Source organism: Enterococcus sp. AZ011, assembly GCF_050548355.1.
Lineage (GTDB): Bacteria > Bacillota > Bacilli > Lactobacillales > Enterococcaceae > Enterococcus > Enterococcus faecalis.
Map to the genome: position 1 here is coordinate 52911 of NZ_CP172959.1, position 15886 is coordinate 68796.

At 39.7% G+C, this 15886-nt stretch carries 12 protein-coding genes; 10 read left to right on the plus strand and 2 right to left on the minus strand.

The window, feature by feature from the left end:
- Positions 1 to 18: 18 nt before the first annotated feature.
- From ispE to IGL36_RS00270, 8 genes are all read left to right on the plus strand, one after another.
- Positions 19 to 870, plus strand: a complete 852-nt coding sequence (gene ispE / locus IGL36_RS00235) for a 4-(cytidine 5'-diphospho)-2-C-methyl-D-erythritol kinase (protein ID WP_002356061.1) — start codon at positions 19 to 21, stop codon at positions 868 to 870.
- A gap of 166 nt (positions 871 to 1036) precedes the next feature.
- On the plus strand, positions 1037 to 1990 hold the full coding sequence (locus IGL36_RS00240; RefSeq protein ID WP_002397708.1) for a metal ABC transporter substrate-binding protein: 954 nt from the start codon (positions 1037 to 1039) through the stop codon (positions 1988 to 1990).
- Between the two features lie 25 nt (positions 1991 to 2015).
- Complete coding sequence (locus IGL36_RS00245) at positions 2016 to 2708, plus strand: metal ABC transporter ATP-binding protein (RefSeq protein ID WP_002356064.1); 693 nt, start codon at positions 2016 to 2018, stop codon at positions 2706 to 2708.
- Between the two features lie 161 nt (positions 2709 to 2869).
- Entirely contained in the window at positions 2870 to 3709 is an 840-nt protein-coding gene (locus IGL36_RS00250) for a metal ABC transporter permease (RefSeq protein WP_002383493.1), read from the plus strand.
- Between the two features lie 143 nt (positions 3710 to 3852).
- Positions 3853 to 4674, plus strand: coding sequence for a pur operon repressor (purR, locus tag IGL36_RS00255; protein WP_002381336.1), 822 nt, complete (start codon positions 3853 to 3855; stop codon positions 4672 to 4674).
- Between the two features lie 201 nt (positions 4675 to 4875).
- A complete protein-coding gene (gene glmU / locus IGL36_RS00260; protein WP_002356067.1) occupies positions 4876 to 6261 on the plus strand; it encodes a bifunctional UDP-N-acetylglucosamine diphosphorylase/glucosamine-1-phosphate N-acetyltransferase GlmU in 1386 nt (461 codons plus the stop codon).
- A 440-nt stretch (positions 6262 to 6701) separates the two neighbouring features.
- Complete coding sequence (locus IGL36_RS00265; RefSeq protein ID WP_430609058.1) at positions 6702 to 10799, plus strand: 5'-nucleotidase C-terminal domain-containing protein; 4098 nt, start codon at positions 6702 to 6704, stop codon at positions 10797 to 10799.
- A 135-nt stretch (positions 10800 to 10934) separates the two neighbouring features.
- Positions 10935 to 12614, plus strand: coding sequence for a peptide ABC transporter substrate-binding protein (locus IGL36_RS00270; RefSeq protein ID WP_002361487.1), 1680 nt, complete (start codon positions 10935 to 10937; stop codon positions 12612 to 12614).
- Positions 12615 to 12660: 46 nt separating this feature from the next.
- Here the strand turns inward: IGL36_RS00270 and IGL36_RS00275 are convergent, their stop codons facing one another.
- Both IGL36_RS00275 and IGL36_RS00280 read right to left on the minus strand, forming a co-directional pair.
- Positions 12661 to 12885 carry a DUF896 domain-containing protein gene (locus IGL36_RS00275; RefSeq protein ID WP_002386409.1) on the minus strand — a complete coding sequence of 75 codons (225 nt, stop codon included), beginning with the start codon at positions 12883 to 12885 and terminating at the stop codon, positions 12661 to 12663.
- 14 nt (positions 12886 to 12899) lie between these two features.
- Entirely contained in the window at positions 12900 to 13886 is a 987-nt protein-coding gene (locus IGL36_RS00280; RefSeq protein ID WP_078122543.1) for an LLM class flavin-dependent oxidoreductase, read from the minus strand.
- A gap of 218 nt (positions 13887 to 14104) precedes the next feature.
- On the opposite strand from IGL36_RS00280, the gene ruvA reads away from it, so the two are divergent.
- A complete protein-coding gene (ruvA, locus tag IGL36_RS00285; protein ID WP_002359241.1) occupies positions 14105 to 14719 on the plus strand; it encodes a Holliday junction branch migration protein RuvA in 615 nt (204 codons plus the stop codon).
- Between the two features lie 12 nt (positions 14720 to 14731).
- Complete coding sequence (ruvB, locus tag IGL36_RS00290) at positions 14732 to 15748, plus strand: Holliday junction branch migration DNA helicase RuvB (RefSeq protein ID WP_002381340.1); 1017 nt, start codon at positions 14732 to 14734, stop codon at positions 15746 to 15748.
- The last annotated feature ends 138 nt before the right edge of the window (positions 15749 to 15886 follow it).

Here is a 15886-nt window from a genome sequence, read left to right on the forward strand (position 1 = left end):
AGGTGAATCAGGGAACCGATGGAAATAATCGAACGAGCTCCTGCGAAAATTAATCTTGGGTTAGATGTTCTGCATAAACGTGTGGATGGCTATCATGAAGTTGAATCTATTTTTGCAAGTGTAGATTTAGCCGATCATTTAACTTTTGAAAATCTAGAAGAAGACATCATTCGTATTGAAACGGACAGCTCTTTTTTACCCGTGGATCGACGGAATCATGTCTATCAAGCAGTTGACTTATTAAAGCGTACCTATAATATTCATAAAGGAATTAAAATATATATTGAAAAACGTATCCCCGTGGCAGCTGGTTTAGCAGGGGGTAGCAGTGACTGTGCCGCAGCATTACGAGGCTTGAACAAACTGTGGAATCTGGGGTTGACGATGGACGAACTCTGTGAAATTGGTAGCCAAATTGGTATGGATGTTCCTTATTGTTTAAGGGGTGGAACAGCCTTTGCAAACGGACGTGGGGAGAAAATTGAAGCATTACCGACCATGCCTCAATGTTGGATTGTGTTAGTTAAACCAAGAATTAGTGTATCCACTAGTACCGTTTTTAATGATTTAGCGGTAGATGAATTGCACCATCCAGATATTGCTGGACTAAGAATAGCTATTGAAAATGGTGATTATACTGGGATGACCCAAACGGTTGGCAATGCGTTGGAAAGTGTCACGATTGCCAGACATCCAATCGTGCAACAAATCAAGGATCGCATGCTGAAGTACGGCGCTGATGCAGCGTTGATGAGCGGCAGTGGACCGACAGTCTTTGCTTTATGTGAAAAGAAAACACGAGCACAACGGATTTATAATGGACTTAAAGGCTTTTGCGAAGAAGTTTATTTGGTTCGGACATTGAAATAAATAAAAACAACAGAGCGTGGAGCAAAAACCCAAAGTGATTTTTGTCCCACGCTCTGTTGTTTTTTTAAATTTATTCCTTGACGTCCCGTGATCCATTTGGTACATTATTCCTGGCAAATCGTAAATATTACGGTTTATAATAGGTAAATCGAAAAGAGGACAGAACATGACGAAAATCTACCGCCGTTTGATAATCGGCGTTACTTTAGCAATCAGTGCTTTTCTTTTAGCTAGCTGTGGGCAAACCACACAATCGCCAAAAGAGAAGAAAGAGCTCACGGTAATGACTACTTTTTATCCGATGTACGACTTCACAAAACAAGTCGTTGGTGATGAGGGAGAGGTTGAGCTGTTGATTCCAGCTGGAACGGAACCACACGATTATGAACCAAGCGCAAAAGACTTAGCGAAAATTACTGATGCGGATGTCTTTGTTTATAATAGTAAAGAGCTAGAAACTTGGGTTCCGAATGTTATTGAAAACTTGGATACGAAAAAAGTTTCAATCGTGGAAGCCAGTCAATCCATTCAATTGATGCAAGGAACAGAAGAGGAAGAATCTGGCGAAGAAGGTCATGAAGGCCATAACCATTCCCACGAACTGGATCCGCATGTCTGGTTAGATCCCGTGTTAGCGCAAAAAGAAGTAACAGCGATTCGGGATGCGCTTATCAAAAAATATCCTGAGAAAAAAGCCGTATTTGAAAAAAATACCGTTGCTTATTTGGAAAAATTGACTGCGTTAGATAAGGAATACCAAGCTGCGTTTGCAGGCGCTAAAAATCGGACCTTTGTGACGCAACATGCTGCATTTGGCTATTTGGCGAAACAATATGGTTTGACCCAAGAACCGATTGCTGGGATTTATCCAGACCAAGAACCTTCGCCAAGTCGTTTAGCCGAATTAAAAAAATATATTAAAACAAACAATGTTTCTGTGATCTATTTTGAAGCATCGGCTTCTACAAAAGTAGCCAAAACATTGGCAGACGAGACAGGCGTCGAATTAGCCGTATTGAATCCTTTAGAGAGTTTAACTCAAAAAGAACAAGAAGCAGGCGAGAACTACGTGTCTGTCATGAAAGAAAACCTCGCTGCTTTACAAAAAAGCATTCATTAATCTGGCAACAGAAAGGAGCCAACTTATGCATTATATTGAAGTCGAAAATTTAACCTTCTATTATGATGATGAACCTGTTTTAGAAGATGTTTCTTATTATGTTGATCCAGGGGAATTCGTTATTTTAACAGGAGAAAATGGCGCTGCCAAGTCAACGCTGATCAAAAGTACCTTAGGGTTATTAAAACCAACAAGTGGCAAAATTACGGTCGCTAAAAAAAATAGTGCTGGTGAAAAAATCAGTATTGGCTACATTCCACAACAAGTCGCTTCTTTCAATGCGGGCTTTCCTAGCACCGTCATTGAATTAGTACGTTCAGGTCGTTTTCCCAGAAATCGTTGGTTCAAACCGTTGACGAAAAAAGATCATCTTCATGTGGAAAAAGCTTTGAAATCAGTGGACATGTGGGAAATGCGCCACAAACGAATTGGCGAGCTTTCTGGCGGGCAAAAGCAACGAATTAGTTTAGCGCGAGTGTTTGCGACCGATCCAGATTTATTTATTTTGGATGAGCCAACAACAGGTATGGATGAACAATCGCGAAACGAATTTTATCAATTGTTGCAACACAGTGCGCATGAACATGGAAAAGCTATTTTGATGATTACGCATGATCATGAAGATATCAAAACCTATGTAGATCGTCAAATTCGTCTTGTCCGCAAAGAAGATTCGAAATGGCGTTGCTTCCATATGAGTGAAGAATCGTATACGTAAATTTTCCAATAAAACGTTATCTGGCTCGATAATAACGAAAGCCTAGGAACGGCTTAAAGAAATGTTGGAAAAATTTAAAAAATAAGCAGGAATTAAAAAATTAATTCGCTTAAACGTCGCTACAATGGTAGTGTTCATTTTAGCGGTAAGGAGTGAATCGTATGGCAGAAATGCTTTCTTATGCATTTATGCAAAAGGCCTTTTTAGCAGCACTGTTTATCTCAGTGATTGCTCCAATGCTCGGCGTCTTTCTAGTTATTCGCCGACAATCTTTAATGGCAGATACCCTTTCACATGTGTCATTAGCCGGTGTGGCTCTAGGCTTCTTTTTTAATTGGAATCCTAATTTAATGACCTTAATTGTCGTGATTGTGGCTGCAATCATTCTAGAATATTTACGAATGATTTATAGCACCTATTCAGAAATTTCGATTGCTATTTTAATGTCAGGCGGTTTGGCTTTGGCGTTAGTTTTAATGAATTTAACAGGAGGCAATTCAGCTGCTAGTATTCAATCGTATTTATTTGGTTCCATCGTCACGATTACGTGGGATCAAGTGGTTATGTTGGCAATTTTATTCGTAGTTTTAGTTCTATTGTTTATGTTATTTAAACGTCCAATGTATGTTTTAACATTTGATGAAGATACTGCTCATGTTGATGGGCTACCTATTCATTGGATGTCGATGCTTTTTAATGTAATTACTGGTGTGGCGATTGCTGTGATGATTCCGATCGCGGGAGCCTTGTTAATTTCAGCAATTATGGTCTTACCAGCTGCAATAGGTATGCGAATTGGTAAAGGCTTTAACACGGTGATTATTATCAGTGTGTTTATGGGCTTGATTGGCATGCTAACAGGGTTGACTAGCTCGTATTATTTGGAAACACCACCGAGTGCAAGCATTACCCTAATTTTTATTGGTTTATTCTTATTAGTCAATATTTATCGCCGAGTGGTTGTCATGGTCCAACGAAAACAAAAAATGCAAAGAAACTAAGGAGAAAAACGAAAGTTTTTCTCCTTTATTTCTTTTTTTTAAAAGAAATGGCGAACTATTTTCAGTTATTTGAAAAAAATCCTCGAATTTTTCGGTTAAACCCCTTATAATAAGGAACGATAGAATGAAAAGGAGTGACGAATTTGAAAATTCGGAGAAGTGAACGATTAATCGATATGACCCAATATCTTTTAGATCATCCCCATACATTGGTTTCTTTGACATATTTTGCTGACCGATACCAATCTGCCAAGTCTTCCATTAGTGAAGATTTAGCAATTGTTAAAAAAACATTTAAAGAACGTGGAACAGGTATTTTAGAAACGATTCCAGGCGCTGCAGGCGGTGTCCGCTTTATCCCTGAAATTCCTTATGAGGAAGCGGAGCAGTTGATTATGGATTTATGTGATCGTTTGTCAGAACAAGATCGCTTATTACCTGGGGGCTATGTTTATCTTTCAGATTTACTTGGGGAACCGAATTTATTAAGACAAGTGGGCCGGATTATTGCTTCTAAATATTTAGGCAAACAAATTGATGCGGTAATGACCGTTGCGACTAAAGGAGTGCCAATTGCGCAAGCTGTGTCTTATTACTTAAATGTTCCGTTTGTGATTGTTCGTCGCGATTCTAAGATTACTGAAGGTTCAACGGTGAGCGTGAACTATGTATCAGGGTCTTCAGAACGTATCGAAAAAATGGAACTTTCAAAACGCAGTTTAAAACGCGGATCAAAAGTTTTAGTCGTGGATGACTTCATGAAAGGCGGCGGCACCGTCAATGGTATGAAGAGTATGATTGAAGAATTTGAAGCAGAACTTGTGGGCATTACCGTTTTTGCTGAGTCAAAATTCAATGGCCGTCGTGCAATCGATGACTATACTTCGCTATTGTACGTGGAAGATGTGGATACACAAACAAAAACGATTAGCGTAGTCCCAGGAAACTATTTCACAGAGAAATAATTTGAAAAAGAACCTGAAAGTGGTCCATTCCATTTTCAGGTTCTTTTTTTCTGTTTTATTCCTTTAAAAAAAGATGAGAAAATAAATTGGTCTACCTTTTAAATGCCTTATTTTGTTGAAAAAGACAAAAGAGTAAGATAAACTAGAAAAGGTATAATGAGGACGATTTAGAAGAAAATCAAACAATTTAGTTAATTTGAGGTGGCAAACGTGGAAAATAGATACGCAATTATTTTAGCAGCTGGTAAAGGAACACGCATGAAATCTAAACTTTATAAAGTATTGCATCCAGTTGCTGGTAAACCAATGGTCGAACATATTTTAGATCAAGTAGAACAAACAGAACCAACAGAAATCGTGACAATCGTTGGACATGGGGCGGAAATGATTAAAAGCCATTTAGGCGAACGTAGTCAATATGCCTTACAAGCTGAACAATTGGGAACTGGGCATGCAGTCATGCAAGCACAAGAGTTATTAGGTGGTAAACAAGGAACAACATTAGTTATTACAGGGGATACGCCGTTATTAACTGCGGAAACCTTGAAAAATTTATTCGATTACCATCAAGGTAAGAATGCAAGTGCGACTATTTTAACAGCGCATGCAGAAGACCCAACAGGCTATGGTCGAATTATTCGTGATCATGTGGGCATTGTTGAACGAATCGTGGAACAAAAAGATGCCAGTGAAGAAGAAGCACGTGTTCAAGAAATTAATACAGGAACCTTCTGTTTTGATAATGAATCATTGTTTGAAGCGTTAGCGAAAACAGATACAAACAATACACAAGGGGAATACTATTTAACAGATATCATTGAAATTTTGAAAAAAGAAGGCAAAGCTGTCGCTGCTTACCAAATGGCAGACTTTGACGAAGCAATGGGTGTAAATGATCGTGTTGCTTTATCCACTGCTAATAAAATTATGCATCGTCGTTTAAATGAAATGCATATGCGAAATGGTGTTACATTTATTGATCCAGACACAACGTATATTGATGAAGGCGTGGTAATTGGTTCAGACACAGTCATTGAAGCGGGAGTCACTATCAAAGGAAAAACAGTGATTGGCGAAGATTGCTTGATTGGCGCACATTCAGAAATCGTTGATAGTCATATCGGCAATCAAGTGGTTGTTAAACAGTCTGTGATTGAAGAAAGTGTGGTTCGCGAGGGGGCCGATGTGGGTCCGTATGCACATTTACGTCCTAAAGCAGATGTGGGGGCAAACGTACACATTGGTAACTTCGTGGAAGTAAAAAATGCAACAATCGATGAAGGAACAAAAGTGGGCCATTTAACATACGTTGGTGATGCAACATTAGGCAAAGATATTAATGTCGGTTGCGGCGTTGTTTTTGTTAATTATGATGGCAAAAATAAACACCAAACAGTCGTGGGTGATCACGCGTTTATTGGCTCTGCAACGAACATTGTTGCGCCAGTCACGATTGGTGATCATGCGGTGACTGCTGCTGGTTCAACCATCACAGAAGATGTCCCTTCAGAAGATTTGGCGATTGCCCGGGCACGTCAAGTGAATAAAGAAGGCTATGCTAAAAAGTTACCTTACATGAAGGATTAACCTCAAATAAAAAAGAACGCTCTTTTGCTTAAGCAAAAGAGCGTTCTTTTTCCTCCTTAAAGACTAGACCAATTGCTGCTAGTATTTGTTTATAGGTATTCAAGGACTAGACCAATGCTGTTTATTCGGTATTTTTAGTTATTTTTTTCAAAAAAATAGTTTTTGTTCCGCTTTTCCAATATAAAAAGACTTTCTTTTTTATAAAGTTCGTGTTTTGGTCAAAATTACTATTTTTTTCACAAACAAATCCGCTATATTGTCCAAAAATAAAAACAATTTACAGGAAAAACATCTTATTTTAACGGAATTTACTGTTTTTTATTTAACGGATATATTATGATAGGAAAAGAAGAGCAGCGTGATGGGGGAAGGCTCTTTTTGTTGTTTGTTACTTTGACAATTGTTTGTTGCAAATGGGTTGAAACACAAGGAGGAAATTTGTGAAAAAGTTGAGCTTTAAAAAAGTGAAGTGGAGCATGCATTTTTTAATGGCTGTTGCGTTGATAGCGCCAAGCGTTACTAGTACGGCATATGCAGTAGAAACAACGAGTCAACAAAGTTCAGAAGCAGTAACAAGTACCACCGATTCAAGTATAAAACAAGAACCAGTTATTACACAGGAAACAACAGACATCAAACAAGAAGCACCAAATCAGGCTACGAGTGACAGTGTCAAGCAGTCACAAAAAACCACGGCACCAACAGAGACGACGAATTTAGAAACGTCAACCGCTGAAAAAGAAGAAACGAGCACGCCGCAAAAAATAACAATTTTAGGTACGTCAGATGTTCATGGTCAATTATGGAATTGGTCTTATGAAGATGATAAAGAATTACCAGTCGGTTTGTCCCAAGTAAGTACAGTCGTCAACCAAGTCCGGGCGCAAAACCCAGCAGGCACCGTTTTAATTGATAATGGCGACAATATTCAAGGCACTATTTTAACAGATGACTTGTATAATAAAGCGCCTTTAGTGAATGAAAAGACCCATCCAATGATCACCGCCATGAATGTGATGAAGTATGATGCAATGGTTTTGGGAAATCATGAGTTTAATTTTGGTTTACCGTTAATCAAAAAAATTCAACAAGAAGCCACTTTTCCAATCTTGTCTGCGAATACCTACAATAAGGAAGATGGTCGTCGTTTTGTTGAAGGGACTACCACGAAGGAACTTGATTTTAATCAAGATGGGCTGCCAGATTTAAAAGTTGGGATTATCGGCTTAACAATCCCGCACATTCCTTTGTGGGATGGCCCTCGTGTTACTTCGCTTAATTTTTTACCTTTGAAAGAAGAAGCAGAAAAAGCAGTTGCTGAGTTGAAAACTAACGATCAGGCTGACATTATTGTTGCTTCGATTCATGCGGGACAACAAAATAGTGATCCGGCTGCCAGTGCCGACCAAGTAATTGAAAATGTCGCGGGGATTGATGCGTATATTCTAGGTCATGACCACCTTTCTTTTACCAAGCAAGGAGCAGCGCCGAATGGAAAAACTGTACCGGTAGGGGGACCGAAAGATACGGGGACAGAAGTTGTCAAAATTGATCTTTCAGTTGCTAAAAATGCCGATAAGTGGGAAGTGCAAGAAGGTACAGCAACGATTGTACCAACAACGAATGTTCCAGCAGATGAAGCAGTTAAGGCAGCGACAAAAGAATACCATGAAAAAACGCGAGCGTTTATTCAGGAGGAGATCGGCACAGCAACAGCTGATTTTTTACCAAAACAAGAAATTAAAGGAATTCCCGAAGCACAATTACAACCAACAGCGATGATTTCTTTAATTAATAACGTTCAAAAAGAAGTGACAGGTGCACAATTAAGTGCGGCAGCGCTGTTTAAATACGACAGTAAATTACCTGCGGGGAAGATTTCCTATGCCACGATTTTTGATATCTACAAATACCCGAATACCTTAGTGAGTGTTCCCATTAACGGTGAAAACTTACTGAAGTATTTAGAAAAACAAGGGGCGTACTATAACCAAACACAGCCAGATGATTTGACCATTAGTTTTAATCCAAACATTCGTGTATATAACTATGACATGATTTCTGGAGTGGACTACAAGATTGACATTTCAAAACCAGTGGGTGAACGAATTGTAGATGCGAAAATTGACGGCCAACCGTTGAATCCTGCCAAAGAATATACGATTGCTATGAATAATTATCGTTACGGCGGTTTAGCTAGCCAAGGGATTCAAGTAGGGGAACCTATTAAAAATTCTGATCCAGAAACCTTACGAGGAATGATTGTTGATTATATTAAGAAAAAAGGAACGCTTGATCCAGAACAAGAAATCGAACGAAATTGGTCAATTATTGGGACAAATTTTGATGAAAAATGGCGTGCCAAAGCAATCGAATTAGTGAATGACGGCACTCTTCAAATTCCGACTTCTCCTGATGGACGTACACCAAACGCCGCCGCTATTACGAAACAAGATGTCCGTAATGCGGGCTTTGATTTAGATAATGCATATACCATTATGCACACAAATGACGTTCATGGCCGACTAGAAGCAGGGAAAGGCGAATTAGGTATGGCGCGTCTAAAAACCTTTAAAGACCAAGAAAACCCAACCTTGATGGTGGATGCAGGGGATGTTTTCCAAGGATTACCAATCTCCAATTTCTCCAAAGGCGCGGATATGGCCAAAGCAATGAATGAAGTTGGTTATGATGCCATGGCGGTGGGAAATCACGAGTTTGATTTTGGTTTAGAGATTGCACTAGGTTATAAAGACCAACTGAATTTTCCGATTTTATCTAGTAATACGTATTACAAAGATGGCAGTGGACGGGTTTTTGATCCGTATACTATCGTAGAAAAAGCCGGGAAAAAGTTTGCCATTGTAGGTGTGACGACCCCAGAAACAGCAACGAAAACACACCCGAAAAACGTAGAGAAGGTGACATTTAAAGACCCGATTCCAGAAGTAGAAGCAGTGATTAATGAAATTAAAGAGAAGTACGCGGATATTCAAGCTTTCGTGGTTACTGGGCATTTAGGCGTAGATGAAACGACGCCGCATATCTGGCGTGGTGATACGCTAGCAGAAACCCTTAGTCAAACATATCCTGAGTTAGATATCACTGTGATTGATGGACATTCGCATACAGCCGTCGAAAGCGGCAAACGTTATGGCAAAGTGATCTATGCTCAAACAGGTAATTATTTAAATAATGTTGGAATTGTCACAGCACCAGAGAGTGAACCAACTAAGAAAACAGCAAAATTGATTTCAGCAGCAGAGTTGCTAGAATTGCCAGAAAACCCGGCAGTTAAAGCCATCGTTGATGAAGCACGTACGAATTTTAACGCTGAAAATGAAAAAGTAATTGTCGATTATATTCCATTCACATTGGATGGACAACGAGAAAATGTGCGCACACGAGAGACCAACTTAGGGAATTTGATTGGTGATGCGATTATGTCATATGGCCAAGACGCGTTTAGTCAACCTGCTGATTTTGCAGTAACTAATGGTGGCGGCATTCGCGCTGATATTAAACAAGGGCCAATTAAAGTTGGGGATGTCATTGCTGTGTTACCTTTTGGCAATAGCATTGCGCAAATTCAAGTAACCGGCGCTCAAGTTAAAGAAATGTTTGAAATGTCTGTTCGTTCGATTCCACAAAAAGATGAGAATGGCACAATTTTACTAGATGATGCTGGCCAACCAAAACTTGGCGCAAATGGTGGTTTCCTGCATGTTTCAAGCTCCATTCGTATCCACTATGATTCCACAAAACCAGGTACTCGCTTGGCTAGTGACGAAGGCAATGAAACAGGACAAACGATTGTCGGTAGTCGCGTATTAGGAATAGAAATTAAAAATCGGCAAACACAAAAGTTTGAACCATTGGATGAGAAGAAACAATACCGGATGGCTACCAATGATTTTTTAGCTGCTGGTGGTGATGGTTACGATATGCTAGGTGGTGAACGAGAAGAAGGGATTTCACTAGATGCTGTCTTAATTGAATACTTGAAAAGTGCAACCAGCTTGCGGTTGTATCGTGCAGCAACGACGATTGATTTAGCACAATATAAAGAACCATTCCCAGGCGAACGAATTGTTTCTATTTCGGAAGAAGCTTACAAAGAGTTAATTGGTGGAGGAGAGACGCCAAAACCAGATCCGAAACCAGATCCAACACCAGATCCAACACCAGATCCAAAACCAGATCCAAAACCAGATCCAAAACCAGATCCAAAACCAGATCCAAAACCAGATCCAAAACCAGATCCAAAACCAGATCCAAAACCAGATCCAAAACCAGATCCAAAACCAGATCCAAAACCAGATCCGAAACCAACACCAGAAACACCAGTAGCAACCAATAAACAAAACCAAGCGGGAGCAAGACAGAGCAATCCATCCGTAACAGAGAAGAAAAAGTATGGCGGCTTTTTACCTAAAACGGGTACAGAAACAGAAACGCTTGCATTATATGGTTTACTGTTCGTTGGACTTTCTTCTTCTGGCTGGTATATTTATAAACGACGTAACAAAGCTAGTTAGTCATTTTTTAAGAACCGTCCTTCGGGATTGGTTCTTTTTTTATTTTAATGCTTGCCATTTGTTTTTAATTTTAGTATTATAAGAATATTCTAAAAATTAAAAAATGAAGAGTTTTTTCTGTGAAGGGAGAAAGGCATGAAAAGTAAACGTATAAAAGGACTTATCGGGTTAAGTTTAACAACGCTGTTAGTTTTAGCTGCTTGTGGTGGTGATGGGGGAGCTGGCGCCGAAAAAGCAAAGGGCGGATCAGAGAAAACTGCCGCTAAACAAGAATTTAAAGTAGTAGTTCAACAAGAAATGCCTTCTGCAGATTTATCTTTAGGAACAGATACAATTAGTTTTACGGCACTGAATAATGCGTATGAAGGAATTTATCGTTTAGATGATAAAAGCAAGCCGCAACCAGCAGGGGCTAAAGAAAAAGTGCAAGTCAGTGATGATGGTTTGACGTACACAGTGAAACTAAGAGAAGAAGCAAAATGGTCCAATGGTGATCCTGTCACAGCTGCCGATTATGTTTTTAGTTGGCAACGTACAGCAGATCCTCAGACTGGCGCTGAGTATGCTTATTTTCTAGAAATGATTGAAAACGGTGCAGACATTGTAGCTGGTAAGAAACCAGTTTCTGAATTAGGCATTAAAGCAAACGGAGATTACGAGCTAGAAATTAAACTGGCAAAACCAACACCATATTTTGATTATTTACTGGCCTTTCCACTATTTTTCCCGCAACATCAAGCAACCGTAGAGAAATATGGCAAAGATTACGCTGCTTCCAGTGAAAAAGCAGTCTATAATGGTCCGTTTGTCTTAGCTAACTTTGAAGGGGCTGGCTCAGATACCAATTGGACTTTGGAAAAAAATGAAAACTATTGGGATAAAGACAATGTCAAATTAGATAAAATCAATTTTGATGTTGTTAAGGAGGCACCAACTGCCTTGAACTTATTCCAAGATGGCCAAGCAGATGATGTTATTTTAAGTGGCGAATTGGCCCAGCAAATGGCGAAGGATCCAGAATTGGTTATCGAAAAAGAAGCACGAACCAGCTATTTGGAATTTAATCAGCGAGATAAAAATTCACCGTATAATAATGTGAATTTACGCAAAGCAATTTCAGCAGCGATTGATCGCAACGCATTAGTAGATAAAATTTTAGGCGACGGCTCAGTAGTCGCTACCGGCTTAATTCCAGAAGGGATGTCGTATTCGCCGACAGATGACAAAGATTTTGCTGATGAAAATAAAAAAATTGTTGAATATAGCCCAGAAAAAGCAAAAGAATATTGGGCAAAAGCGAAGAAAGAATTGGGCATAACAACACTCAAAATGGATATTGTTGCCGATGATGTCGATTCTACGAAAAAGTTAGCGGAATATATTCAAGGTACGTTAAAGGATACTTTAGAGGGCATTGATGTAACAGTGAGCCCAGTGCCGTTTTCAGTTCGAATTGATCGAGGTAGTCGCGGCGATTTTGAGACAATCTTAGGTGGTTGGGCTGCGGATTACGCAGATCCAAGTAGTTTCTTAGACCTTTTTGTTACTGGTAATAACTATAATCGCGGGCGTTTTTCAAGTAAAGCCTACGATGAGTTGATCGAGGCTTCAGCCACAAGAGATGCTTCAGATCCTGAAAAACGTTGGGAAGATATGGTTAAGGCTGAGAAGTTATTGATTGGTGAAGAGACCGCTTTAGCACCACTTTATCAAAAGGCGACTGCCCATCTACGCAGTAAAGAAGTGAAAGGCGTCGTTGCCCATGGTGCTGGCGCACAATATGATTATAAGTGGACATATGTAACAGAAGAGTAGTTAAAAAGAGACACAGAATAGTCAAATCGACTGTTCTGTGTCTCTTTTAATCAAAATATTTCTGCTGTTCTTCTTTTAATTTTTCTGGGGTTACATCTTCACCAGTAGGATCATAAATAGTGACGCCCATTAATGTTTTATTGAATTGTTCACGAATGGTCCGCAAATATTCTTGTCGCAAATCGACACGAAGAGCTTGTTCTTCAGATGTTAAGCCTTGTTCACGCTCTTTTTGTGCAAGCGTATTAATTCTTTTTAAAACATCTAACATTTCTCATTTCCTTTCTATAATAATTCTTTTGCTAGGCGTTCAAACGATTGAAAGCGCGTTTGTTTGTCATAACCTGGGGTGATTAGCATCGCTTCTGTCAACCCTAGTTCTTCTTGTTGGTGGAAAAACTCCGCAACTTCTTGGCTACTGCCAATGACAAAGCGTTGTTTATTTTGTTCTAAAACCAGTTTGTCCATTTCACTGTAAGGGAAAGCTAGGGCTTCTTCTGGCGATAAAAATTTATTTGGAAGCCCATGTTCGGTGGCAAAGATATAATGCTCGAAACTAGCCGCATGGTATTCTGCTTCTTTTTTCGTGTCGGCGGCGAAAGTGAAATACGCAGCGCTCACTTGCGGCTCTTGCTGTTCAGTTACTGGTCGGAAATGCTTGTAATATGCGGACAATACTTCTTTGGGCAAATGTCCATGAATAAACTGCGCAAAGGAAAAATTAATGCCATATTCACCAGCTGAACGTGCGCTTTCTTTGCTAGCACCTAGTAACCAGGGTTGTGGTAATAGAACTTCCCGCGGAACAGCTGAAATTTTAGAATATAAATGATCTTCAGGAAATTCCTCTCTTAAAAAGAGTAAAATTTCAGGTAATTTATCAAATTGGTCTAGCTGTGGTGGCTGACCATTATTTAATGCCAACGTAGTTAAAGGGCTGCCACCAGGCGAGCGGCCCATGCCTAAATCGATTCGATCAGGATATAAAGCTGCTAACGTTTTAAACGTTTCTGCGACTTTAAATGGCGCATAATGCATGGTCATGATGCCACCCGCGCCAACACGAATTTTTTCGGTGGCACTAGCAATATGTGCAACTAAAATTTCTGGCGTTGCACTGGCAAAGGCGTCTGAACCGTGATGTTCGGCATACCAAATTCTTGTGTAACCAAGTTTTTCCGCTAATTGAGCGAGCTCTTTGGCTTCTTGTAATGTGTCGCTTGCTGATTGATTTTTAGGAACCGTTAATTGATCTAAGATACTTAATTTCATGTATGTAGTCTCCTTTTTAGTTATTTTTTTGAAGCTACCGCTATTATCACGCAAGCATGTCAAAAAAAACAGTACGCACTTTTTAATTCCCTAGTGAGCGAAAAGTAACAAATAGATGTAGCCAAGGTCGATGATAAAAAATTCTCCGCTATGGCTTTTTGATGCTTTGTGTTAAAATGGAACATATGTACGCAATCAGCAATTGGAAAGGTGACAACATGTACGAATATATTATTGGAAAAGTAACGTTTGTTAGCCCATACTATATTGTCGTTGAAACAAATGGCATTGGCTATCAGATTTCAGTCGATAACCCGTACCGCTATTCAGGAAAAATGGATACGGACATTAAACTATATCTTCACCAAGTCGTGCGGGAAGATGCACAGCTATTATTTGGTTTTGGCAGTTTAGAAGAAAAACAATTGTTCTTAAAATTAATCAGTGTCTCTGGAATTGGCCCTAAAAGTGGTTTAGCTATCATGGCTTCTGTGGCTGATCATGGTGGTTTAATCAATGCAATTGAAGGGGAAGATGTTACATATTTAACGAAGTTCCCAGGTGTTGGCAAGAAAACAGCCCAACAAATGATTTTAGATTTAAAAGGAAAACTAGGCGAATTAGAGTCTTCCGAAGCAGCGGTGGCTGCCATGACCGCAACCGAAGCGGTGACAACAAGCAATCAAGCATTGGCAGAAGCGTTAGAAGCATTAAGTGCCCTAGGCTACAGTGACCGAGAGATTAAGCGTATCACTAAGCAATTGGAAGCGTTAGGTGAGACAACGACAGATGTTTATTTGAGCAATGCGTTAAAATTCATGATGAAACGCTAAGGAGGAATAACGATGACAGAAGAAGAACGGTTGCTTTCAGCTGCAAGTCAAGAAGCAGAAGCTTCAATTGAAAAATCGTTACGTCCACAATTTTTAGCACAATATATTGGTCAAGACAAAGTAAAACAAGAACTAACGATTTATATTGAAGCGGCGAAAAATCGGAATGAAGCGTTGGATCATACCCTTCTTTATGGTCCGCCAGGTTTAGGGAAAACGACAATGGCGATGGTCATCGCCAATGAAATGAATGTGAACATTCGTACCACAAGTGGACCAGCCATCGAACGGGCGGGAGATTTAGTCGCTATTTTGAACGAATTAGAGCCTGGTGATGTGTTATTTATCGATGAAATTCATCGTTTGCCGCGAGTTGTGGAAGAAATGCTGTATTCCGCAATGGAAGATTTTTACATTGATATCATGGTTGGTCAAGGAACCACGGCACATCCCGTTCATTTTCCATTACCGCCTTTTACTTTAGTGGGCGCTACCACACGGGCAGGGATGCTTTCAGCACCATTACGAGATCGTTTTGGGATTATTTCTCACATGGAGTATTATCAAGAGCAGGATTTAAAAGAAATCGTTCTCCGTTCCGCGGATATTTTTCAAACGGAGATTTTTGAGGAAGGTGCCTTTGAAATTGCGCGCCGCTCAAGAGGAACCCCCCGAATTGCTAACCGTTTGTTAAAACGTGTCCGTGATTTTGCCCAAGTCCAATCAGATGGCAAAATCGACCGAGCGATTGCAGACAAAGCGTTAACCTTACTGCAAGTGGACCATCAAGGCTTGGACTATGTCGATCAAAAATTGTTGAAAACAATGATTGATTTATACGGCGGCGGTCCGGTTGGTTTAAGTACCTTGTCTGTAAACATCGGTGAAGAAACCGAAACGGTGGAAGATATGTATGAACCCTATCTTATTCAAAAAGGTTTCATTAAACGAACACCGCGAGGACGAATTGCAACGCCATTTGCGTATGCACATTTTGGGTATGATTATTTAGAGGGTCGTAAAAATTAAAAATAAGTCAAAAGAAAGCAAGCCTTAACCGCTTGCTTTCTTTTGTTTCACGTGAAACGTTTGTTCTTATTTAGAAGAGTGGCATATTTCAGCTGTTGTAGTTATACTGTGTTTGTAATCGCTTTTAAATTGGAGGGA

Excerpts from the sequence above, each read along its gene's own strand:
- IGL36_RS00275 (WP_002386409.1), bottom strand. The coding sequence starts at position 12,885 with ATGTTAGATGTTTTAAAAAGAATTAATACGCTTGCACAAAAAGAGCGT.
- IGL36_RS00250 (WP_002383493.1), top strand. The coding sequence starts at position 2,870 with ATGGCAGAAATGCTTTCTTATGCATTTATGCAAAAGGCCTTTTTAGCA.
- ruvA (WP_002359241.1), top strand. The coding sequence starts at position 14,105 with ATGTACGAATATATTATTGGAAAAGTAACGTTTGTTAGCCCATACTAT.
- IGL36_RS00240 (WP_002397708.1), top strand. The coding sequence starts at position 1,037 with ATGACGAAAATCTACCGCCGTTTGATAATCGGCGTTACTTTAGCAATC.
- ruvB (WP_002381340.1), top strand. The coding sequence starts at position 14,732 with ATGACAGAAGAAGAACGGTTGCTTTCAGCTGCAAGTCAAGAAGCAGAA.
- IGL36_RS00270 (WP_002361487.1), top strand. The coding sequence starts at position 10,935 with ATGAAAAGTAAACGTATAAAAGGACTTATCGGGTTAAGTTTAACAACG.
- IGL36_RS00245 (WP_002356064.1), top strand. The coding sequence starts at position 2,016 with ATGCATTATATTGAAGTCGAAAATTTAACCTTCTATTATGATGATGAA.
- IGL36_RS00280 (WP_078122543.1), bottom strand. The coding sequence starts at position 13,886 with ATGAAATTAAGTATCTTAGATCAATTAACGGTTCCTAAAAATCAATCA.
- ispE (WP_002356061.1), top strand. The coding sequence starts at position 19 with ATGGAAATAATCGAACGAGCTCCTGCGAAAATTAATCTTGGGTTAGAT.